The organism is Klebsiella sp. C239, assembly GCF_048822715.1.
Taxonomy (GTDB): Bacteria; Pseudomonadota; Gammaproteobacteria; order Enterobacterales; family Enterobacteriaceae; genus Klebsiella; species Klebsiella quasipneumoniae.
In genome coordinates this window covers 69961-94025 of the sequence record NZ_JBMEZK010000005.1, presented here as the reverse complement: position 1 = coordinate 94025, position 24065 = coordinate 69961, and the positions used below count along the sequence as shown (strand labels likewise).

The 24065-nt window shown below is 57.2% G+C and carries 15 protein-coding genes and 1 pseudogene; 5 read left to right on the top strand and 11 right to left on the bottom strand.

What is annotated here, in order from left to right; translation table 11 throughout:
* Positions 1-28: 28 nt before the first annotated feature.
* Positions 29-1117, bottom strand: a complete 1089-nt coding sequence (gene serC / locus ACOI6Z_RS14930; RefSeq protein ID WP_023289018.1) for a 3-phosphoserine/phosphohydroxythreonine transaminase — start codon at positions 1115-1117, stop codon at positions 29-31.
* A gap of 188 nt (positions 1118-1305) precedes the next feature.
* Positions 1306-1998, bottom strand: a complete 693-nt coding sequence (locus tag ACOI6Z_RS14925) for a DUF421 domain-containing protein (RefSeq protein WP_023289017.1) — start codon at positions 1996-1998, stop codon at positions 1306-1308.
* A gap of 115 nt (positions 1999-2113) precedes the next feature.
* Between ACOI6Z_RS14925 and ycaO the strand changes: the two genes are divergently transcribed.
* The 4 genes from ycaO (at position 2114) to pflA (ending at position 8383) form a co-directional block, all read left to right on the top strand.
* The gene (ycaO, locus tag ACOI6Z_RS14920) at positions 2114-3874 is read left to right on the top strand and encodes a 30S ribosomal protein S12 methylthiotransferase accessory factor YcaO (RefSeq protein ID WP_420687441.1); all 1761 of its coding nucleotides are present in this window, start codon (positions 2114-2116) and stop codon (positions 3872-3874) included.
* 385 nt (positions 3875-4259) lie between these two features.
* Entirely contained in the window at positions 4260-5117 is an 858-nt protein-coding gene (gene focA, locus ACOI6Z_RS14915; protein ID WP_023289015.1) for a formate transporter FocA, read from the top strand.
* A 51-nt stretch (positions 5118-5168) separates the two neighbouring features.
* Positions 5169-7451, top strand: a complete 2283-nt coding sequence (pflB, locus tag ACOI6Z_RS14910) for a formate C-acetyltransferase (RefSeq protein ID WP_023289014.1) — start codon at positions 5169-5171, stop codon at positions 7449-7451.
* 191 nt (positions 7452-7642) lie between these two features.
* The gene (gene pflA, locus ACOI6Z_RS14905; protein WP_002898145.1) at positions 7643-8383 is read left to right on the top strand and encodes a pyruvate formate lyase 1-activating protein; all 741 of its coding nucleotides are present in this window, start codon (positions 7643-7645) and stop codon (positions 8381-8383) included.
* A 153-nt stretch (positions 8384-8536) separates the two neighbouring features.
* Here pflA and ACOI6Z_RS14900 read toward each other — a convergent pair whose 3' ends face one another.
* The 9 genes and pseudogenes from ACOI6Z_RS14900 to lrp all read right to left on the bottom strand — a co-directional run bounded on the left by ACOI6Z_RS14900 (position 8537) and on the right by lrp (position 22470).
* A complete protein-coding gene (locus ACOI6Z_RS14900; protein WP_008805851.1) occupies positions 8537-9685 on the bottom strand; it encodes an MFS transporter in 1149 nt (382 codons plus the stop codon).
* A 274-nt stretch (positions 9686-9959) separates the two neighbouring features.
* Positions 9960-10823 (bottom strand): dimethyl sulfoxide reductase anchor subunit family protein, encoded by an 864-nt coding sequence (locus tag ACOI6Z_RS14895; protein ID WP_023289013.1) that lies wholly within the window; start codon positions 10821-10823, stop codon positions 9960-9962.
* A gap of 1 nt (position 10824) precedes the next feature.
* Positions 10825-11442: a DMSO/selenate family reductase complex B subunit gene (locus ACOI6Z_RS14890; protein WP_023289012.1), complete on the bottom strand. Its 618-nt coding sequence runs from the start codon at positions 11440-11442 to the stop codon at positions 10825-10827.
* A gap of 10 nt (positions 11443-11452) precedes the next feature.
* A pseudogene (gene dmsA / locus ACOI6Z_RS14885) lies at positions 11453-13891 on the bottom strand (dimethylsulfoxide reductase subunit A).
* Between the two features lie 198 nt (positions 13892-14089).
* The gene (serS, locus tag ACOI6Z_RS14880) at positions 14090-15382 is read right to left on the bottom strand and encodes a serine--tRNA ligase (RefSeq protein WP_004201371.1); all 1293 of its coding nucleotides are present in this window, start codon (positions 15380-15382) and stop codon (positions 14090-14092) included.
* Between the two features lie 91 nt (positions 15383-15473).
* The gene (gene rarA / locus ACOI6Z_RS14875; RefSeq protein WP_032455263.1) at positions 15474-16817 is read right to left on the bottom strand and encodes a replication-associated recombination protein RarA; all 1344 of its coding nucleotides are present in this window, start codon (positions 16815-16817) and stop codon (positions 15474-15476) included.
* 8 nt (positions 16818-16825) lie between these two features.
* Positions 16826-17437 carry an outer membrane lipoprotein chaperone LolA gene (gene lolA, locus ACOI6Z_RS14870; RefSeq protein ID WP_004201368.1) on the bottom strand — a complete coding sequence of 204 codons (612 nt, stop codon included), beginning with the start codon at positions 17435-17437 and terminating at the stop codon, positions 16826-16828.
* A gap of 122 nt (positions 17438-17559) precedes the next feature.
* A complete protein-coding gene (ftsK, locus tag ACOI6Z_RS14865) occupies positions 17560-21840 on the bottom strand; it encodes a DNA translocase FtsK (protein WP_420687440.1) in 4281 nt (1426 codons plus the stop codon).
* Between the two features lie 135 nt (positions 21841-21975).
* Positions 21976-22470 carry a leucine-responsive transcriptional regulator Lrp gene (lrp, locus tag ACOI6Z_RS14860; RefSeq protein WP_000228469.1) on the bottom strand — a complete coding sequence of 165 codons (495 nt, stop codon included), beginning with the start codon at positions 22468-22470 and terminating at the stop codon, positions 21976-21978.
* Positions 22471-23002: 532 nt separating this feature from the next.
* On the opposite strand from lrp, the gene trxB reads away from it, so the two are divergent.
* A complete protein-coding gene (trxB, locus tag ACOI6Z_RS14855) occupies positions 23003-23971 on the top strand; it encodes a thioredoxin-disulfide reductase (protein WP_048334585.1) in 969 nt (322 codons plus the stop codon).
* Positions 23972-24065: the final 94 nt, after the last annotated feature.

Below are 24065 nucleotides of genomic sequence, written 5' to 3'. Positions count from 1 at the left end.
CCGCGGGGAGGAAGAAAGGAACGGGCGATTAACCGTGGCGGCGTTCGAAGTCCAGCATAAAATCGGTTAACGCCTTCACGCCGTCTAACGGCATCGCGTTGTAGATGGAGGCACGCATGCCGCCCACCACCCGGTGGCCCTTGAGCGCGTGCAGCCCGGCGGCAAACGACTCTTCAAGGAACAGTTTATCCAGCGCGCTGTCCGCCAGCTGGAACGGCACGTTCATACGGGAGCGGTTGGCTTGCGCCACATCGTTACGATAGAAGCCGCTGTTATCGATCACGCCATACAGCAGTTCGGCTTTCTGCTGGTTGATCTTGTCCATCGCGGCAACGCCGCCCTGCTGTTTCAGCCACTTAAACACCAGACCGGCCAGATACCAGGCAAACGTCGGCGGCGTGTTAAACATCGAGTCATTCTCGCTTAACACGGTGTAGTCGAGGATTGACGGGCAGGCCACGCTGGCTTTACCCAGCAGATCTTCACGCACGATGACCAGCGTCAACCCTGCCGGGCCGATATTTTTCTGCGCGCCGGCATAGATCACGCCGAAGCGGTTGACGTCAATTTCGCGGGACAAAATGGTGGAGGAGAAATCGGCGGTCACGATGACGTCGTCGCCGAAGTTCGGCGTATCGTCAATCGCGATACCGTCAATGGTTTCGTTCGGGCAGTAGTGCAGATACGCCGCGCCCGGCGTCAGCTGCCACTCGCTCATTGGCTTGACCGCGCGCTTGCCGTCGACGGTGATTTTCGCGTCGATGACGTTAGGCGTGCAGTATTTCTTCGCCTCTTTGACCGCGCTGGCGGCCCAGTAGCCAGCGTCCACATAGTCAGCGACGTTTTTATCGCCGAGGATGTTCAGCGGGATCCCGGCGAACTGGCCGCGACCGCCGCCATGACAGAACAACACTTTATAGTTGGAAGGGATATTCAGCAGAGAACGGAAGTCCTGTTCTGCCTCTTCTGCCACCTGGATGAACTCCTTACCACGGTGACTGATTTCCATGACCGACGTACCCAGACCGTGCCAGTCGCACAGTTCCTGCTGAGCCAGTTTGAGTACTTCCGCCGGCAGCATTGCCGGGCCCGAACTGAAGTTATAGACCTGAGCCATTTCCCCTCACCACGTTGCTATGTTGTTTTGCCCACGAACCGCCGCGGGCATAAGTTATTCCTGTGGCTATCGGTTTTATCATTCAGTGACACGGTCCGCAATGGCTAAAACTCGCCGACAGCAAAACGCGGCAGCCGTCACACAACAGAATCTATCGGCTTGACGTAATAAAACCGACATATTTGCTGTCAGGTGAGCCGTTTCGCCCGGCTGGCCTTCGACCATTCTGCATTTGCGCAGCGGGAACATATTCGCTTTTCTCCCGCCTGCATCGCCATCACGATGCTGCAGCGTACGCAGGCGTAGATCCCCTCCTGAGGAATAGTGGTATAGCGCGTGGTGCAGTGCGTCGGGAGAATCGACAACCCGGCCCTCACCTCGTCATCGGGATAATAAAACACGCTGATCTGGCCATTGGTTTCAAGGATCGCCAGCCGCACCTGGCCGAGCTGCTCGACGCTGTTGACCCGTAGCTCCATAAAAAATTCGAATTCGGTCATATTTTCCGCATGCAGTTTCTCCCATGCCAGTTGCCCCTCCTCCACCACCACGATAGGCTTGCCCTCCAGCAGATCCTCCAGCTTTTCACTATGCCCCATCAGCCACATGATGCCGCGATAAAGCAGCGCCAGCGTGACGAAGACCACCAGCACCGGCAACAGCGGGACATCGTCATAAAACGCCACGTCCCCCGCCGCCGAGCCGAGGGTCAGAATAATCAGCACTTCAAACAGCGACATCTGCCGCACGCCGCGCCGTCCGGTAATTTTGAGGAAAATAAAGACCAGAACGAAGGTGTAGAGGCTGCGCAACGCCACCTCGCCGAGAAATTCCACCGGCACTTTATCGAGTGCCATCCTCTGCCAGTCAAAGGCTTTCATTATCATCTCCCTGAGCATTAAAAGATGTCTCTAAGCATAGCCAGATGATGGAGATAGCACCTGTCAGATAAAAGCCGTATCATTGCGCGCTTTCCGTACGACAAAAGTGATCGCCATGACCCAAACGTTTATTCCCGGCAAAGATGCCGCCCTGGAAGATTCCATCGCTCGCTTCCAGCAAAAATTGCTCGACCTCGGATTTGATATCGAAGAGGCCTCGTGGCTGAACCCGGTGCCGCACGTGTGGTCCGTTCACATTCGCGATAAGGAATGCGCGCTGTGCTTTACCAATGGTAAAGGCGCCACCAAAAAGGCAGCCCTCGCCTCCGCGCTGGGCGAATATTTCGAGCGCCTGTCCACCAACTATTTTTTCGCTGACTTCTGGTTAGGCGACACTATCGCTAACGGCCCGTTCGTTCACTACCCGAACGAAAAGTGGTTCCCGCTGACCGAAAACGACGACGTCCCGGAAGGTCTGCTGGATGCCCGCCTGCTCACGTTCTACGATCCGGACGATCAGCTGACGGCCAGCATGCTGGTGGATCTGCAATCCGGTAACGATGAGCGCGGCGTGTGCGGCCTGCCCTTTACCCGCCAGTCCGACGGCGAAACGGTCTATATTCCTATGAATATCGTCGGCAACCTGTATGTCTCCAACGGCATGTCCGCCGGCAACACCCGCAATGAAGCTCGCGTGCAGGGCCTGTCCGAAGTCTTTGAGCGCCATATCAAAAACCGCATCATCGCCGAAAGCATCGGCCTGCCGGAGATCCCGGCGGAGGTCATGGCGCGCTATCCGGGCGTTGTGGAGTCGATCGCCAAACTGGAAGCCGAAGGTTTCCCGATCTTTGCCTATGATGGCTCGCTGGGCGGCAAGTATCCGGTTATCTGCGTCGTGCTGTTTAACCCGGCAAACGGCACCTGCTTCGCCTCTTTCGGCGCCCATCCGGACTTCGGCGTGGCGCTGGAGCGTACGGTCACCGAACTGCTGCAGGGCCGCAGCCTGAAAGATCTCGACGTCTTCACGCCGCCGACCTTCGACGACGAAGAAGTCGCCGAGCATGCTAACCTCGAAACCCACTTTATCGACTCCAGCGGCCTGATTTCCTGGGATATGTTCAAGCAGGATGCCGACTATCCGTTCGTTGACTGGAGCTTCTCCGGCACCACAGAAGAAGAGTTCGCCACCCTGATGGCCATCTTCAAGGCCGAAGATAAAGAAGTGTATATCGCCGACTACGAGCACCTGGGCGTTTACGCCTGCCGTATCATCGTCCCGGGGATGTCGGATATTTACCCGGCGGAAGATCTGTGGCTGGCGAACAACAGCATGGGCGCTCATCTGCGCGACACCATTCTGTCCCTGCCGGGCAGCGAGTGGGAAAAAGAAGATTACCTGGCGCTGATCGAGCAGATGGACGATGAAGGCCTGGATGATTTCACCCGCGTTCGCGAACTGCTGGGCCTCGCCACCGGCAAAGACAACGGCTGGTATACCCTGCGCGTTGGCGAGCTGAAAGCCATGCTGGCCCTGGCCGGCGGCGATCTGGAGCAGGCGCTGATCTGGACCGAGTGGACCATGGAGTTCAACGCTTCGGTCTTCAGCGCGGAACGCGCTAACTACTATCGCTGCCTGCAGACCCTGCTGCTGCTGAGCCAGGAAGAGGAGCGTCAGCCGTTGCAATACCTGAACGCCTTTATCCGTATGTACGGCGCCGAGGCGGTCGAAGCCGCCAGCGCGGCGCTGAGCGGGGAAGCGCCGTTCTATGGCCTTCAGGCTGTCGACAGCGATCTGCAGGCCTTCCCGGCCCATCAGTCGCTGCTGAAGGCTTATGAAAAACTGCAGCGAGCGAAGGCGGCGTTCTGGGCAAAATAAGCCCTAAGCGCGCCATCGTGGTGACCAGCAACGGAGCCCAATGCGGCTCCGTTGATTTCACCTGACGAGGCGGCCACTATAGTTTGTAGTTGCAAAGTTAATTAATAGTAAATAATGCGCTTATAAGATTTACCATTCGTTAATTTTAAATAAAATACTCCATATTAATTAACTCAAAAAATGGCGTGAAAACGAAAAAATTCAACATAACTTATAAATTTTAAAATTTATTTTCTTCATAATATTCAATCATTTAACCGCTAAAAACACAAAAACCACACACTAAAAAGGCATATAGTTCCGGTGAGATATGATCTATATCAATTTCCCTTCTATAATGCTTTGTTAGTATCTCACCGCCAACTTATATAAAGAGAGAGTTAGTGTGAAAGCTGACAACCCTTTTGATCTTTTGCTCCCTGCCGCGATGGCGAAAGTCGCCGAAGAAGCAGGTGTCTATAAAGCAACGAAGCATCCGATGAAGACCTTTTATCTGGCGATCACCGCTGGCGTTTTCATCTCCATCGCTTTCGTATTCTATATCACCGCGACCACCGGCACTGCCGCGATGCCTTATGGGATTGCCAAGCTTATCGGTGGGGTCTGTTTTTCCCTGGGTCTGATTCTGTGCATTATCTGCGGCGCTGACCTCTTTACCTCTACGGTATTGATCGTGGTGGCGAAAGCCAGCGGTCGAATTACCTGGGGGCAACTGGCAAAAAACTGGCTCAACGTCTATTTTGGTAACCTGGTGGGCGCACTGCTGTTTGTGCTGCTGATGTGGTTATCAGGCGAATATATGACTGCCAACGGCGGTTGGGGGCTCAATGTCCTGCAGACCGCTGACCACAAAATGCACCATACTTTTGTGGAGGCCGTGAGCCTGGGTATCCTCGCTAACCTGATGGTTTGTCTCGCCGTATGGATGAGCTATTCCGGTCGTAGCCTGATGGATAAAGCGATGATCATGGTCCTGCCGGTAGCGATGTTCGTTGCCAGCGGCTTTGAGCACAGCATCGCCAACATGTTTATGATCCCGATGGGTATCGTAATCCGCAACTTTGCAAGCCCGGAATTCTGGACCGCAATCGGTTCGACTCCGGAAAGTTTCTCTCACTTGACCGTTATGAACTTCATCACTGATAACCTGATTCCGGTAACTATCGGGAACATTATCGGCGGGGGTCTGCTGGTCGGGTTGACATACTGGGTCATTTACCTGCGTGGCAACGACCATCACTAAGGGTTGTTTCAGGCAGTAAATAAAAAATCCACTTAAGAAGGTAGGTGTTACATGTCCGAGCTTAATGAAAAGTTAGCCACAGCCTGGGAAGGTTTTGCGAAAGGTGACTGGCAGAATGAAGTCAACGTCCGTGACTTTATTCAGAAAAACTACACCCCATATGAAGGCGACGAATCCTTCCTGGCTGGCGCGACTGAAGCGACCACCAAGCTGTGGGACAGCGTAATGGAAGGTGTAAAACAGGAAAACCGCACTCACGCGCCTGTTGATTTTGACACTGCCCTGGCTTCCACCATCACCTCTCACGACGCAGGCTATATCGAGAAAGGTCTGGAAAAAATCGTTGGTCTGCAGACCGAAGCGCCGCTGAAACGTGCGATCATCCCGTTCGGTGGTATTAAAATGGTTGAAGGTTCCTGCAAAGCGTACAATCGCGAGCTGGACCCGATGCTGAAAAAAATCTTCACTGAGTATCGTAAAACTCACAACCAGGGCGTTTTCGACGTCTATACTCCGGACATCCTGCGCTGCCGTAAATCCGGCGTGCTGACTGGTCTGCCGGATGCTTACGGCCGTGGTCGTATCATCGGTGACTACCGTCGCGTTGCGCTGTACGGTATCGACTTCCTGATGAAAGACAAATTCGCCCAGTTCAACTCTCTGCAAGCGAAACTGGAAAGCGGCGAAGATCTGGAAGCGACCATCCGTCTGCGTGAAGAAATCGCTGAACAGCACCGCGCGCTGGGCCAGATCAAAGAGATGGCGGCTAAATATGGCTACGACATCTCCGGTCCGGCGACCACCGCTCAGGAAGCTATCCAGTGGACCTACTTCGGTTACCTGGCTGCCGTTAAATCTCAGAACGGCGCGGCAATGTCCTTCGGTCGTACCTCCAGCTTCCTGGATATCTACATCGAACGTGACCTGCAGGCGGGTAAAATCACCGAGCAAGACGCGCAGGAAATGGTTGACCACCTGGTCATGAAACTGCGTATGGTTCGCTTCCTGCGTACCCCGGAATACGATGAACTGTTCTCCGGTGACCCGATTTGGGCAACAGAATCCATCGGCGGTATGGGCGTTGACGGCCGTACTCTGGTGACCAAAAACAGCTTCCGCTTCCTGAACACCCTGTACACCATGGGGCCGTCTCCGGAGCCGAACATCACTATCCTGTGGTCTGAAAAACTGCCGCTGAGCTTCAAGAAATTCGCTGCTAAAGTGTCCATCGATACCTCTTCTCTGCAGTATGAGAACGATGACCTGATGCGTCCGGACTTCAACAACGACGACTACGCTATCGCATGCTGCGTAAGCCCGATGGTTGTTGGTAAGCAAATGCAGTTCTTCGGTGCTCGCGCCAACCTCGCAAAAACCATGCTGTACGCTATCAACGGCGGCGTGGATGAAAAACTGAAAATGCAGGTGGGTCCGAAATCTGAACCGATCAAAGGCGACGTTCTGAACTTCGACGAAGTGATGGAACGCATGGATCACTTCATGGACTGGCTGGCTAAACAGTACGTCACTGCGCTGAACATCATCCACTACATGCACGACAAGTACAGCTACGAAGCCTCTCTGATGGCGCTGCACGACCGTGACGTTATCCGCACCATGGCGTGTGGTATCGCGGGTCTGTCCGTTGCTGCTGACTCCCTGTCCGCAATCAAATATGCGAAAGTTAAACCGATTCGTGACGAAGACGGTCTGGCTGTCGACTTCGAAATCGAAGGCGAATACCCGCAGTTTGGTAACAACGATGCTCGCGTCGATGACATGGCCGTTGACCTGGTTGAACGTTTCATGAAGAAAATTCAGAAACTGCACACCTACCGCAACGCGATCCCGACTCAGTCTGTTCTGACCATCACCTCTAACGTGGTATATGGTAAGAAAACCGGTAACACCCCAGACGGTCGTCGCGCTGGCGCGCCGTTCGGACCAGGTGCTAACCCGATGCACGGCCGTGACCAGAAAGGTGCTGTTGCCTCTCTGACCTCCGTAGCGAAACTGCCGTTTGCTTACGCGAAAGATGGTATCTCTTACACCTTCTCTATCGTACCGAACGCGCTGGGTAAAGATGACGAAGTTCGTAAGACCAACCTGGCGGGTCTGATGGATGGTTACTTCCACCACGAAGCGTCCATCGAAGGTGGTCAGCACCTGAACGTGAACGTAATGAACCGCGAAATGCTGCTCGACGCGATGGAAAACCCGGAAAAATATCCGCAGCTGACCATCCGCGTATCTGGCTACGCTGTACGTTTTAACTCCCTGACTAAAGAACAGCAGCAGGACGTTATTACCCGTACCTTCACTCAGACCATGTAATTCCCTGTCTGACTGAAAAAGCGTACAATAAAGGCCCCACATCAGTGGGGCCTTTTTAACAAGCAATCCCCGCCCTAGCCTGCTTTGCCAGTTATCTATACTTTGGGTATCTGTCAAAACAGACTCGACACAGCCGCTGAGCTGTGCACCAACACGGCCCCGGATGGGCCACATCTGGAGAAAACACCGCAATGTCAGTTATTGGTCGCATTCACTCCTTTGAATCCTGTGGCACCGTTGATGGCCCGGGCATCCGCTTTATTACCTTTTTCCAGGGCTGCCTGATGCGCTGCCTGTACTGCCATAACCGTGATACCTGGGATACCCACGGCGGCAAAGAAATCACCGTTGAAGAGTTAATGAAAGAGGTAGTGACCTATCGTCACTTTATGAATGCTTCCGGCGGCGGCGTCACCGCATCGGGCGGCGAAGCGATCCTGCAGGCGGAGTTTGTTCGCGACTGGTTCCGCGCCTGTAAGAAGGAAGGTATTCATACCTGTCTCGATACCAATGGCTTTGTTCGTCGCTACGATCCCGTTATCGACGAACTGCTGGAGGTAACAGACCTGGTGATGCTGGATCTCAAGCAGATGAACGATGAGATTCACCAGAACCTGGTCGGCGTCTCTAACCATCGTACGCTGGAATTCGCCCAGTATCTGGCGAAGAAGAATATCAATGTCTGGATCCGCTACGTGGTGGTTCCGGGCTGGTCAGACGATGATGATTCCGCGCACCGCCTGGGCGAATTTACCCGCGATATGGGCAATGTCGAAAAAATCGAGCTGCTGCCCTACCATGAGCTGGGCAAACACAAATGGGTAGCGATGGGCGAAGAGTACAAGCTGGACGGCGTCCATCCGCCGAAGAAAGAGACCATGGAGCGAGTCAAAGGCATCCTTGAGCAATATGGGCACAAAGTGATGTACTAATCCCACCGGGCCGGTGATGCGCTTATGCCGGCCTGCAACGGCGTGGGAAGCTGTTACCGTCCAGCCGTTGCATTCTTATGCAAGACGGCTCTACTGCAGTAAGCACAGGCTATTAAAACGGATGACGCGCAGCATGCGCTGCGCGCTACAGGGTCAGGCGTGCGCCACCGGCGTTGGATGATGCCCGGCTTTGCGCAGCAGGGTCAGCAGATAGATAAACGACACGCTGGCGATCATAATAAACAGCAGGTTATCCGAGAAGTTCTGCATCAGCATCGCCGTCAGCGTCGGGCCCAGCAGGCTGCCGATGGTATAGCTCATCAACAGCGCCTGGTTCATTGCCACCAGCTGATGGTGCTCCACTTTTTCACAGGCCCAGGCCATCGCCACCGGATAGAGGGTAAAGCCCGAAGCGCCCAACACAAACAGCGCCGGCGCCATCGCCGCCTGGCTGAGCATCGCCATACATCCCAGAATCACCACAAAAACCTGCACCCGCAGCACCAGCAGGCGACCGTAGCGGTCTGCCAGGCGCCCTACCGGCCACTGGCCGAGGATCCCGGCGCTAACCATCACCGCCATCCAGAAGCCAATGCCGGCGTCGCTGACGCCCTGATGGTTCAGCCACAGCGGCATCAGACCATACAGCGAGCCGAGGACAATCCCTGAGATAATGCAGCCATTGACCCCGTGGCGCGCCTGGCGCAGCTTCAGCATCGGCCAGATACGTACCGTTTCATGTGGCTCTTCGGCCTGCCCCATGATGCGGGTAAACAGCAGCGGCAGGATCGCCGCCAGCGCCAGACCCGTCACCCACGGCAAGACGCTCATTAAATCGGTGGGGAGTTTACTGACCATCAGCTGGCCCAGTACGGTACCGACGTAATAGACCATCATGTACGCCGCCAGCAGACGACCGCGGCTGCGTGAAGTGCCGCTGCAGACCAGCGCGCTTTCCACCACCACCCAAATCATCGCGCAGCCTACGCCGGCGATAAAACGCCAGCTCAGCCACGTCCAGAAGCCCACGGTGATCCCCAGCCCTACGCAGCCGACGGCGAATATTAACGACGCGAGATAATAGCTGCGGTTAAACCCCAGGCGCTTGATCACCCAGCCGGCAAGCAACGTACCGGCCAGGTTGCCGGTAAAATAGGATGACCCCACCATGCCGACCTGCCAGGTTGGCATATTTTCATGGGCGAGCCAGAGCGGGACGAGCGTATTCAGCACCGCTATCGCCAGGGTCAGTAAAAGCAGGCCACAGAGCAGCATTTGCACTGGCCGGGTGTAGATGGTCATGGGTAAAAACCGTGAGGAATGTTCAGATCGCGAGCGCATCATGCCACCGCTAAAAACATTGTCAATCCACCTGAAATCAGGCCTGACGCGGTTTTGCCGGGCACGATAGAAGTTTTTTATCCACAGAAGGGATAAAGATGAGGCAACAGATAATACGCTGTTGTTTTTCTTAATTTATTAATAAATCTCGCTGTTAATTTCAGTCGAAAAATTTCATCTATCGACAGCACGTTTTCATCATGCCGGCACGCCTGTGCCGGCATGATGACGCTGATTAACTGGCGATAGCCATCCCGACGGTCATATGCAGACCATAGAATACGCCGCGGCCAATCATCTCTCCTGCCAGCACCAGAACAAACGCCAGGCCGAGCAGCGAGACCGCCGGCTTGCGGCCGCGGATCTGCGGCACGCACCAGCAGGCCAGGGCCAGCGCCAGCAGCACCACGCGCCAGGCCATGAGCAGCCCATAATCCGGCACCAGGGCGGAGGCCTGCTGAATTGAGCTGCGGATAGTGGCGAGTTCACTCCCCTGCATCAGGACCACCACGATACTCACCAGCAGCGCCAGTAAAGTGACCACCGGCAGCAGGCGCAGCGCCCAACCGTCGACGCCTGCGACGCGCAGCAGCAGGTAGCCCAGCAGCGGACCGCCGATAAACAGCGTCAGGAAGAAGCTCAGCGGCGTCCAGACGGTATACCAGGTCGGCACTGTGTCGATGGTGTTATAGACCCGCACCATCATCCAGACGAAGATCACCCCAAGCGCCATGGTCGCTACCAGCCACAGGCTACGCAGTCCGGCAGGCAACTTTTTACACACGGCCAGCAGCCAGCCAATCCCGCCGACGGCGAAGAAGATCGCCCCGCTGGCTATCTCATTACTCAGCGATGAGGCCCCTACGCGATTGAGCGAGTTAAAGGCCCGCAGCGGCGAACCGAGGTGCATTGTCGAGGCGATAAACCCGATCCCCATCAATACCCACAGGCCGAACATGCTACCCACCACGCGCTGCTCCTGCTCACGGGAAAGCTTGCCCGTCATGAGCGCCAGCGCCAGGACGATGAAGCCGCCCGCGACGCACTGGCCGAAGACCGTAAAGATCATCAGCGGCCATTCATGCCATCCGTTTCCCATCTTACACCTCCTTCGGGTTTGCCAGGTAACCGGTGGTATCGCCACACGGCCGGGCATTGGCGTTAGGTTTGATCACGATGCTCGGCCGGGTAAAGTGCGCCGAAGGCAACGGCGCCACCGCCGCCAGCTGGCCGTGCTTAGCGCGCAGTTCGGCAATCGGCCCGAAATCCAGCGCCCGCAGCGGGCAGGACTCGACGCAGATCGGCTTTTTCCCGTCGGCGACGCGCTCGTGGCAGCCGTCACACTTGGTCATATGGCCTTTGTCGGCGTTATATTGCGGCGCGCCGTAAGGACAAGCCATATGGCAGTAACGGCAGCCAATGCACACCTCTTCGTTGACCACCACAAAACCGTCTTCGCGCTTGTGCATCGCTCCGCTCGGACAGACCTTGGTGCAGGCCGGATCTTCGCAGTGGTTACAGGCGATGGAGAGGTAATAGGCGAAAACGTTCTGATTCCAGACGCCGTTATCCTCCTGCCAGTCGCCGCCGGCATATTCATAAATGCGGCGGAAGCTGACATCGGGGGTCAGATTTTTGTAGTCCTTACAGGCCAGTTCGCAGGTCTTGCAACCGGTGCAACGGGCGGAATCAATAAAAAATCCATACTGAGTTGTCATCGGTTACTCCTTACAGCTTCTCAACCTGGACGAGGTTGGTATGCGACGGGTTCCCCTTCGCCAGCGGCGAGGGGCGCTGGGTGGTCAGCACGTTAATGCTGCCCGCCTGATCCACGCGCGAGGCGTCCGGGTTATACCAGGCCCCTTCCCCCAGCGCGACCACGCCCGGCATCATGCGCGGGGTCACCTTCGCTTCGATATGCACTTCCCCACGGTCGTTGAAGATGCGAATGCGATCGCCGTTGGCAATGCCGCGCTGGCGGGCATCGATCGGGTTAATCCACATCTCCTGCCGACAGGCAGCCTTCAGTACATCGACGTTGCCGTAGGTTGAATGGACACGCGATTTATAGTGGAAGCCGGTCAGCTGTAGCGGGTATTTCGCCGTCAGCGGATCGTTGTAGTTTTCGAAGCCCGGGGTGTAGATCGGTAGCGGATCGATGACATCGCCTTCCGGCAGCTCCCAGGTGGCGGCGATTTTCGCCAGCGCCTGCGAATAGATTTCAATCTTGCCCGAAGGCGTGGTCAGCGGATTAGCCTGCGGATCCTCGCGGAAGGCCTTATAAGCCACATGGTGCCCTTGCGGATCGCGCTGCTTATAGATGCCCTGCTGACGGAAGGTGTCGAACTCCGGCAGGTCGGGAATTGCTGTACGCGACTGCTCATACAGATAGCGCATCCAGCCTTCCTGGGTACGGCCTTCGGTAAATTTTTCCTCGACGCCGAGGCGCTTCGCCAGCTCGCTGGTCATCTCATAGATAGTTTTGCATTCGAAACGCGGCTTGATGGCCTGGTCGGCAAAGATGACGTAGGACATGTTGCCGCAGGAGGCATCCAGCGCGAAATCCATCTGCTCAGAGGCGGTGCAGTCCGGCAGCAGAATATCGGCGTATTTCGCTGACGAGGTCATATGGCAGTCGATGACCACAATCATCTCGCACTTCTTGTCGTCCTGCAGGATCTCGTGGGTGCGGTTAATCTCTGAGTGCTGGTTGATCAGGCAGTTGCCCGCATAGTTCCAGATCATTTTGATCGGCACATCGAGCTTATCTTTGCCACGCACCCCATCGCGCAGGGCAGTCATTTCCGGGCCGCGCTCAATCGCATCGGTCCACATAAACATCGATATGCTGGTCTGAACCGGATTCTCCAGCGTCGGCATGCGCTCAAACGGCAGGCTGTAGGAGCCCTCGCGCGCGCCGCTGTTGCCGCCGTTGATCCCGACGTTACCGGTCAGAATGGCGAGCATCGCGATAGCCCGGGTGGCGATTTCGCCGTTGGCGTGACGCTGCGGCCCCCAGCCCTGGCTGATATAGGCCGGTTTGGCGCTGGCAATTTCGCGCGCCAGTTTAACAATGCGTTCGCGCGGAATACCGGTTATGGTCGAGGCCCACTCCGGCGTTTTGGCGATACCGTCGGCGCCCTGGCCAAGGATCCAGGCTTTATAGTGGCCATTGGCCGGGGCATCGGCAGGCAGAGTTTTCTCGTCGTATCCCACACAGTATTTATCGAGGAACGGCTGATCGACCAGATTCTCGGTGATCATCACCCACGCCAGACCCGATACCAGCGCCGCATCGGTACCGGGGCGAATCGGGATCCATTCATCTTCGCGTCCGGCGCCGGTGTCGGTATAGCGCGGATCGATAATGATCATCCGGGCATTGGATTTCTGGCGCGCCTGCTCAAGATAGTAGGTCACCCCGCCGCCGCTCATCCGCGTTTCGCCTGGGTTGTTGCCGAACAGCACCACTAACTGGCTGTTTTCAATATCCGACGGGCTGTTGCCATCCGCCCAGCCGCCGTAGGTGTAATTCAACCCTGCGGCAATCTGCGCGGATGAATAGTCGCCGTAATGATTGAGATACCCACCGCAGCAGTTCATCAGACGGGCAATCAGGGTTTTCCCCGGCGGCCAGGAGCGGGTCAGCGTGCCTCCCAGCGTGCCGGTGCCGTAGTTCAGATAGATGGACTCGTTGCCGTAGTCTTTAATCAGGCGCTGCGTCGTGCTGGCGATGATATCGAACGCCTCTTCTCAGCTGATTTGCTCGAATTTACCCTCACCGCGTTTGCCTACGCGCTTCATCGGATATTTCAGCCGATCGGGGTTATAAACCCGGCGGCGCATAGACCGCCCGCGCAGGCAGGCGCGCACCTGATGCAGGCCGTCATAGTTATCGTCACCGGTATTATCGGTTTCGACGTATTGAATCGCGCCATCCACCACGTGCATGCGCAGCGGGCAGCGGCTACCGCAGTTGACGGTGCAGGCGCTCCAGACCACCTTCTCACTGGCCGGGGCTGGCGTGTCGGCGGCGTGGGCCATACGGGAAAAGGGTAACGTTAGTGCGTTGCTGGCCAGCGCCAGGCCGCCTATTGCCGTGGTTTTCATCAGACCACGGCGGCTTACCTCAGCAGCCAGTAAAGCATCGGGGGCTTTAATTTTCATGGATACTCGCTTTGGTTGCTCACAATAAACTGACAAGCGCTATATAGTGATATATATAAGGCTTTGAAATATTATTGGTTTTTTATGCTGGTTTAATCCAAAGGGAGTATCACTGCATTCGCGGATGGGATTATTGCCCGGTATCAATAAGGATGTAAAAAAAGCGCCCGCAGGCGCTTTTAAGGGAGAAGGTAAAAATTAACCGATATATTCGAGGCCGCGCATATACGGGCGCAGGATTTCCGGGATCTCGATACGGCCATCAGCCTGCTGATAGTTTTCCATCAGCGCCACCAGGGTACGACCGACCGCCAGGCCAGAACCATTCAGGGTATGAACGAGACGGGTCTTCTTGTCGGACTTGCTGCGGCAGCGAGCCTGCATACGACGCGCCTGGAAATCCCAGACGTTGGAGCAGGAAGAGATCTCACGGTAGGTGTTCTGCGCCGGGACCCACACTTCGAGGTCATAGGTTTTACAGGCGCTGAAGCCCATATCGCCGGTGCACAGCGCGACCTTACGGTAAGGCAGGCCCAGCAGCTGCAGCACTTTCTCGGCGTGGCCGGTCATCTCTTCCAGCGCCGCCATCGAGTCTTCCGGACGGACAATCTGCACCATTTCAACTTTATCGAACTGGTGCATACGGATCAGACCGCGGGTGTCGCGACCATAAGAACCTGCTTCGGAACGGAAGCACGGCGTATGGGCGGTCATTTTTATCGGCAGATCGTCTTCATCGATAATTTCATCACGCACCAGGTTGGTCAGCGGCACTTCCGCCGTCGGGATCAGCGCGTAGTTGCTGCTGTCAGCCTCTTCTTCCAGCGGACGGGTATGGAACAGGTCGCCGGCGAATTTCGGCAGCTGACCGGTGCCATACAGGGTGTCCTGGTTAACCAGGTACGGGACATAGTTTTCGCTATAGCCATGCTGTTCAGTGTGCAGATCCAGCATGAACTGCGCCAGGGCGCGGTGCAGACGGGCCAGCTGGCCTTTCATCACCACGAAGCGCGAACCGGTGAGCTTAACGGCGGCGGCAAAATCCAGCCCCCCGTGCATTTCACCCAGCGTCACGTGATCGCGCACGTCGAAATCGAACTGGCGCGGCGTGCCCCAGCGGCTGACTTCAACGTTGTCGTTTTCGTCACGGCCAACCGGCACGTCATCGTGAGGAATATTCGGGATCGCCAGCGCGATATCGCGGATTTCCGCCAGCAGCGCTTCCAGCTCGGATTTTGCGGCATCCAGCTGTTCGCCGAGTTTGTTCACTTCCAGGCGTAATGGCTCGATGTCTTCCCCGCGCGCTTTCGCCTGGCCAATGGATTTCGATCGGGAGTTGCGCTCCGCCTGCAGGTTTTCCGTTTGCACCTGCAGAACTTTACGACGCTCTTCAAGCGCGCGAAGTTTATCTACATCCAGCTTAAAGCCCCGGCGTGCCAGTTTTTCTGCGACTGCGTCTGGCTCGGTACGCAGCAGATTGGGATCGAGCATGCTTATCCTGTGCTTATCGAATTAAAAAAAGAATAGTGGCCGCAGACTACGACCACGGAAATAGTGTAATAACCTTACCGCAACGCCTCAATTAGCGGTAGCGTTTTATCGGGCTATTTTGATCCTGTTCAGCGAGCCAGGCGAGCTTTTCGCCAATTTTGCCCTCAAGCCCCCGGTTTGTCGGGCGATAATAGCGCGTTTGCGCCATTTCCTGCGGGAAGTACTGCTCACCGGCGGCGTAGGCGTTAGGTTCGTCATGAGCGTAACGATACTCCTGCCCGTAGCCCATCTCTTTCATCAGCTTCGTCGGGGCATTGCGCAGATGCACCGGAACGTCATAGTCCGGACGGTCTCGCGCGTCGGCCAGCGCCGCTTTAAAGGCGGTGTAGACCGCATTGCTCTTCGGCGCGCAGGCCAGATAGACAATGGCCTGGGCAATCGCCCGTTCGCCTTCCGCCGGCCCGACGCGGGTAAAGCAGTCCCACGCCGAAATGGCCACCTGCATCGCCCGCGGGTCGGCGTTGCCGACGTCTTCCGAGGCAATCGCCAGACAACGGCGGGCAACGTACAGCGGATCGCCCCCGGCGGTGATGATCCGCGCGTACCAGTAGAGCGCCGCGTCCGGCGCGCTCCCGCGCACTGACTTATGCAGGGCGGAAATCAAATCGTAGAAACGGTCGCCTTTATTATCAAAGCGCGCGCTGCGCTCGCCGGCGATCTCGGTCAGCAGTTCCGCCTTCAGCACCCGCTTGCCCGCATCATCGCTCTCGGCCATATCGGCCATCATTTCCAGGGTATTCAGCGCCCGCCGCGCATCGCCGTTCACCAGTTCGGCGATGGCCCTGCGGGTCTCATCCGGCAAAACGATATCCTGGCCGCCGTAGCCGCGGGTTTTATCGTGCATCGCCTGGTCAAGCACCTGCTCGATATCGTCGGTGGTGAGCGATTTCAGTAAGTAGACGCGGGCGCGGGAGAGCAGCGCCGAGTTAAGCTCAAAGGAGGGATTTTCGGTGGTCGCGCCAATAAAGGTGATGGTGCCATCTTCAATATGCGGCAGAAAGGCATCCTGCTGGCTTTTATTGAAGCGATGCACTTCGTCAACAAACAGAATCGTTCGTCGGCCGGCGTTGCGATTCTGCCGCGCGCGCTCAATGGCCTCGCGGATCTCTTTCACCCCGGAGGTCACCGCCGAGATCCGTTCGACATCGGCGCTGGCATAGCGGGCGATCACTTCCGCCAGGGTAGTCTTGCCGGTGCCCGGCGGCCCCCAGAGGATCATCGAATGCAGGTGCCCGGCTTCGATCGCCCGCGGCAGGGGTTTGCCCGGCGCCAGCAGGTGCTGCTGGCCAATATACTGCGCTAAATTTTCTGGCCGCATGCGAGCGGCCAGAGGTTGAAACGCGTTGTCGGAAAAATCGAGCGACAGATTGCTCACTTTCGCCTCTACTTACGTTGATCGTCCACCGTCACCCCTTTCGGCGGCGTAAAGGTGAACTTAGATGCGTCGACGGCGCCGTTCTGCTGCGATTTCAGCTGATAGCTGCTGCGCTGATCATCCTGCTCGACGGCGCTGAACTGATGGATGGTGCCGTCCCGACCGACGTTGATCGTGAACTGCTTCAGGTTGCCGCTGCCGCTTTTCGGCGTCAGCACAAAATCATCGCCGTTTTGTTTGATATTGTACTGCTGCCAGTCGCTGGACTGGTTGCGGGCAATCAGCATAAACGGCGTGTTGCTGGTCGCGTCTTTCAGCCAGGTCGCCGTGGCCTGCTCGACGAACGGGTTATAGAACCACAGGGTTTTACCATCCGAAACGAGGACGCTCTCATCCGGCTGGGTCATATGCCAGTTAAACAGATTCGGGCGTTTTACCCACAGGTCGCCCTGTCCGTCCTGCACGGCGTTGCCGCTGCCGTCGGTGACTTTTTGCGTGAAGCTGGCATGGAAGCTGCTCACTTTATCAAGACGGCTTTTTAAGTCACTGGCCGCATCTGCCCAGACCTGGCTGACGACCATACCAGACAGTAATGCACAGGTGATTGCGAGTTTTTTCATTGTTCTTCCTTAATGTGCGTCACTCCCGACGCGGGAGCCTCTTCTGCCCCTAATGTAGGACCGCCGACGGCGGCGGGACAGAAGAATTGGCTGATTTTGCGCTTATTTACCCAACTTTGCACTCATTCAAAGGGCGGCGGCGCCAGTACTTCGCGGTTACCGTTATGGCCCTGCTCGCTGACAATGCCCTGCGCTTCCATCTGTTCGATAATACGCGCGGCACGGTTATAGCCGATGCGGAACTGGCGCTGCACCCCGGAAATCGACGCTTTACGCTTCTCGGTCACAAAGCTGACCGCCTGATCGAACAGCGGATCCAGCTCTTCACCACCGTCGAAGCCACCGCCGCCGCCTTCGCTTTCGCTGTCGGAGGTAATGCCGTCTACATACTGCGGACGACCGCGGGCTTTCCAGTCCTGAACCACGGCGTGGACTTCCTGGTCGCGAACAAACGCCCCATGGACGCGCACCGGCGTGGTGGAGTTCGGCCCGGAGTAGAGCATGTCCCCCATCCCGAGCAGCGATTCCGCACCGCCCTGATCCAGAATGGTACGCGAGTCAATTTTGCTCGACACGGTAAAAGCGATGCGCGTCGGAATGTTGGCCTTAATCAGACCGGTAATGACATCCACCGACGGACGCTGCGTCGCCAGCACCAGGTGGATCCCCGCCGCACGCGCTTTCTGCGCCAGGCGAGCGATCAGCTCTTCCACCTTCTTACCGACGGTCATCATCAGGTCGGCGAATTCGTCCACCAGCACCACAATGTACGGCAGCTTTTCCAGTACCGGGTGCACGGCGTCCATACTGTCGCCAGGCTTCCAGTACGGATCCGGGATCGGACGACCCATGCGCGCCGCTTCTGCAATCTTCTCGTTATAGCCCGCCAGGTTACGCACGCCCAGCGCCGACATCAGCTTGTAGCGACGCTCCATCTCGTTGACGCTCCAGCGCAGCGCATTGGCGGCGTCTTTCATGTCGGTAACCACTTCCGTCAGCAGGTGCGGAATACCTTCGTAGACCGACAGCTCCAGCATTTTCGGGTCGATCATGATGAAACGCACATCTTCCGGCTGCGCCTTGTAGAGCATGCTGAGGATCATGGCGTTGACGCCGACCGACTTACCGGAACCGGTGGTACCGGCCACCAGCAGGTGCGGCATTTTCGCCAGATCGGCCACCACCGGATCGCCGGCGATGTCTTTACCCAGCACCACGGTCAGCGGCGACGGGTTATCACGGAACTTGCTGTTGTCGAGCACTTCACGCAGGTAGACGGTCTGGCGCTTTTTATTCGGCAGCTCAAGCCCGACATACGGTTTACCCGGGATCACCTCCACCACGCGCACGGCGACCGTGGACAGCGAACGCGCCAGATCCCGTGACAGGTTAGAGATTCGCGCCGCTTTGACGCCAGGCGCCAGATTCAGTTCGAAGCGGGTGATCACCGGCCCCGGCGAGTAGTTCACCACATCCGCTTTAATGCGGAAATCGGCGAGTCGCGCTTCCACCAGTCGTGCCATCTGCTCGAGAGCAAAGGTATCCACCGGCTCGACTTCACTGGGCGGCGGCGTAAGCAGATCCAGCGACGGCAGCGGCGTCGTCGGCTTTTGCAGCGGTCGACTATCGCCATTGCGCATCAGCAGCGGGTGGATCAGGCTCTCCTGCGGCGCAGGCGCGGCAGGCTGATGCCCCTGCGGGGTAACCGGTTGGTGCTGCGGCACGGACTGCGGCGCAGTCTGGTAAGGCTGCGGCGGTACTGGCTGATGGTGTACCGGCTGGTGCTGCGCAGGTTGATAACCCTGCTGCGGAGCGGCGGCCGGTTGTTGATAGTGCTGGGCTGGCTGCTGCGGCTGTACTTCAGGTGTCGGCGTAAACAGCGGCTCGCTCGGCCCCTCATTGACCAGAGTTTTCATCGGCGAGAATTCGTAATCCGCCGGCGAGAACGGATTGGCGCCCGGCGGCTGCTCGGAGGCGTAGCGCTGCTGCTGGGTGGCGGCAAACTGGCGCGCCAGCTCCGCTTCCGCCGCGGCGTCGGCATCATCGTCATCAGTCGCGTTATCGTCTTCCCAGCGATGGCCATAGCGCTGCTGTTGAGTGGCGGCGAACTGGCGAGCCAGTTCATCCTGCTCCATAGCATCCGCTTCCTCATCAGAGATCAGCCCATCATCATAATGGGGGTCTCGCTCTGCCTGCCGCGCGCGCTGTTCTGCTTCACGCTGCGACGGTAGCTTGATGCCGTAGGAGGCCAGTTCCCGACGCGTCGGGACGCGAACACGATTAGGCCGCGGTAGTTTTGGACCAATGCCCTCTTTCACCTGTACCCGCGGTCCGCTGGAGGCCGGGCTGAACAATGGCGCCGTCGCTGCGGACGCGGCGGTCGCCGTCGTCGCGGCCGCTGAGCCGCCGCTGGCAGCCGTTGCCTGATGCACCCCGGCCGCCACCGCAGAAACCACGGTTGACTCCACGGGCGGTTTGGCCGGGGCGGCTGGCGGCGTCAGCGGTTTGGTGGCGATCGGGCTTTCCGGCTCCGGAATAGGCTGATACCAGGAAGCCAGCAGCTCGCGTTCGCGCGCCCGCTTCTCTTCCACTTCCTCGAAGTAATAGAGCGGCGGACGTTTCACTTCTTCCTGCACGACCTCAGGCTCTGGCTGCGCGGCAGGTACCGGCGCGGGCTCAGGCTGATAAGCCTGCGGCGCGGGCTGGCCGGCATGCGGATCGTAACTCGGCTGCTGATAAGGCGCAGTCTCGGGTTGATACCCCTGCGGCGCGGGCTGGCCGGCATACGGATCGTAAACCGGCTGCTGATACTGTGCAGGCTCGGGTTGATATCCCTGCGGCGCGGGCTGTTGCCCGGCATATGGATCGTAAACCGGCTGCTGGTGCGGCGCATGCTCGGGTTGATACCCCTGCGGCGCGGGCTGACCGGCATGCGGATCGTAAACCGGCTGCTGATACTGTGCAGGCTCGGATTGATACCCCTGCGGCGCAGGCTGTTGCCCGGCATATGGATCGTAAACCGGCTGCTGATACTGTGCAGGCTCTGGTTGATACCCCTGCGGCGCAGGCTGTTGTCCGGCATATGGATCGTAAACCGGCTGCTGGTGCGGCGCATGCTCGGGTTGATACCCCTGCGGCGCAGGCTGTTGTCCGGCATGCGGATCGTAAACCGGCTGTTGATACTGCGCCGGCTCTGGCTGATACGCCTGCGGCGCGGGTTGCCCCGCTGGCGGCTGATAAGCAGCCTGCTGGAACGGGGCGGGTTCAGGCTGGTAGGCCTGCTGCGGCGGATAGCTGGCTTCTGGCTGATAAGCCGGCGCAGCGCCCTGATGGCCCGCCGTCGACTCGCCCCACGCCTGCGGCGCGGCAGTGGCCGCCGCCGCTGCGCCCACCGGCTCAGCGATACTGTGGCCGTTCAGCAACGGATCGTAAGGGTCGAAATCGCCCGGGCGCGCGGCGCTGGCGCCGGAAAATAGCACATCATTCTCTGCGGGACGCGCGGCGCTGGCGCCGGAAAACAGTACATCGTCGGCGGCGACAGGCGCACCGCTGGCGCTGTACTGCACGGCCTCTTCCCCGTCGTCCATCCGTTTGCCGGAGAAAAGCGCCGCGTCGGTTTTACGCCCCATAGGGTTGGTAAACTTCTCGGCCAGACGTTTACGCCGCGCCAGCGCGCTGCGCAAGATACGGGCCCGACGCGATTCCTGGGGGGTTGCCGCCTCTTCGTCGTCGTACTCTTCATCGTCGTCTTCGTATTCGCCTTCATCGACCCAGGTATCATCCCGACGGGTGCGGTTGCTGGCAAAGGTGAGTACGGACAGGATGCCGCCGCCCAGTTTTTCCGCAATGCTGACCCACGACCAGCCGGTAAACAGCGTCAGGCCGGCCGCCCAGATGCACAACAGAGCGATGGTGCCGCCGCTGCTGTGCAGCAGCGGTTGCAGGGTGGTGCTCAGCAGGCTGCCAATCACCCCGCCAGAGGCGAAGTACCAGATATCATCGGCGTTAATCGCCGCCAGACCGCAGGAGGTCAGGATCAGGGCTAACGCACCGATGAGACGAAGAGAAACGGCGAAATAGTCAATGTATTCGTCGTTTTCCTGATGCCGCCAGGCAAACCAGCATCCGCCGATGATGATCACCGGGATGGTATAGGCCATGACGCCAAAAATGAAAAACAGGGTATCGGCAAGCCACGCGCCGGGGGCGCCGCCTAAATTATGAATAGGCTCATGCCATGCCGTTTGCGACCAGCTTGGGTCCGAGGGGTTAAAGCTCAGTAATGCCGCCATCAGCCAGATGGCGAAGAGGGAGCAAAGGATGAGCATCGCCTCAAGGAGTCGGCGCCCGCTGCTGAGTTTGGTAAGTTTGACTTCTTTGTCTTCGGTGTATTCCTGGCTCAAGAAAGGCTCTCCAGGTATCAGGCTGTTTCCTGCCTGCTGCTAAAACGGACAACAGCGCCGGGTCTCCCCGGCACTGTTGCTGTATGGATTAACAGGAGTGTAATCAAACTACGTCGAGTTTGCACCTGTTCCGTGTTAGCGCGTCTTAATAACCAGGCGATTACTTTGCTTGACTTCTTCCATTACCACATAGGTACGGGTGTCGTTAACGCCCGGCAGGCGCAGCAAGGTCTCGCCCAGTAATTTACGATACGCTGACATATCCGGTACGCGGGTTTTCAACAGATAGTCGAAATCACCGGAAACCAGATGACACTCTTGAATTTCTTCAAGTTTTTGCACTGCGGCGTTAAATTGCTCAAACACATCCGGTGCGCCACGATTCAGAGTAATCTCAACAAATACCAGAAGTGATGCATCCAGATAATGCGGGTTGAGCAGCGCCGTATAGCCCTGAATAAAACCCTGTCTTTCAAGACGACGCACACGCTCAAGGCAAGGCGTCGGAGAAAGTCCCACCCGTTTAGAAAGCTCGACGTTAGAAATTCGCCCATCTTTTTGCAATTCATTCAGGATGTTACGATCAATGCGGTCGAGATCTTTGCCAGGGCGCTTCTTGCTATCTACCATTATTATTGTCTCTCTGTATTCCTTCCCTACTCCTGTTCCGGCTCTGTGCCTTCACTGCCAGAGCCCATCCTGTTATTACCCGTACGACATTAGGTAACCCAGGGGTACGTGAGAAGCCCGTTGCCTGACGGCAGTCACCGATATCACGCATGGCGTCTGTCCACACCATGCGTAGATTTCGTTAACCCGGATAAAAATGGCATTTGCGTGCATGAAAATTCGCCGCACGCCAAATACTGCTTTTCTTCTTCCTTGAATGTTTTCGCAAAAGCACAGGGGATTGTCAAAGCAAAACATCGATTTTTAGTACAAGATGCCAGATATTCATCATCCACCCTGGTTGATTCTCATTTTTTCGTCTTATAATTGTCCCGCCAACAGTAGAAATAGTTATATTCCTTGCCGGGAAAATCGCCAATTCATCGGCCGCTTCTATTGCACACATCGTTAACAAAATCGCTGCGCTCTTTTTTTACGACAACAAATTCCCTACAATCCCAGCCCAATGTATGCCAATTATTATGGGGATCTCATGGGCACAGCCAAACACAGTAAACTGCTTATTCTTGGTTCTGGACCTGCGGGATACACCGCGGCGGTCTATGCCGCGCGCGCCAACCTGCAGCCGGTGCTGATCACCGGGATGGAAAAAGGGGGTCAGCTGACCACCACGACGGAAGTGGAAAACTGGCCAGGCGATCCGAACGATTTGACCGGTCCGCTGCTGATGGAGCGCATGCACGAGCATGCCGCGAAATTTGAAACCGAGATTATTTTCGACCATATCAGCCGCGTCGACCTGCAAAACCGGCCGTTCCGTCTGACTGGCGACAGCGGCGAATACACCTGTGACGCGCTGATTATCGCCACCGGCGCTTCAGCCCGTTACCTGGGTCTGCCTTCCGAAGAAGCCTTCAAGGGCCGCGGCGTTTCCGCGTGCGCCACCTGTGATGGATTCTTCTATCGCAACCAGAAAGTGGCGGTGATCGGCGGCGGCAACACCGCGGTTGAAGAGGCCCTGTATCTGTCGAACATCGCCTCTGAGGTACATCTGATCCACCGTCGCGATTCCTTCCGTGCGGAAAAAATCCTCATCAAACGCCTGATGGACAAAGTGGCAAACGGCAACATCGTGCTGCATACCGATCGCACCCTCGAAGAGGTGACCGGCGACCAGATGGGCGTCAGCGGCCTGCGTCTGCGCGATACCAAAAACAGCGACAACGTCGAGTCCCTGGAAGTAGCCGGTCTGTTTGTCGCCATCGGCCACAGCCCGAACACCGCCATCTTTGAAGGTCAGCTGGAGCTGGAGAACGGCTACATCAAAGTGCAGTCCGGTATCCACGGCAATGCGACCCAGACCAGCATCCCGGGCGTGTTTGCCGCCGGCGATGTCATGGACCATATTTATCGTCAGGCTATCACCTCCGCCGGCACCGGCTGCATGGCGGCGCTGGACGCTGAACGTTACCTCGACGGTCTGGCTGACGCGTGCAAATAATCTTTACAAGTCAGTAACAAAGGTAAAGAAGGCGACGAAAAGTCGCCTTTATTTTTGCCGCGATGTAACATTGCCGTGCCCAATATTCCCATAA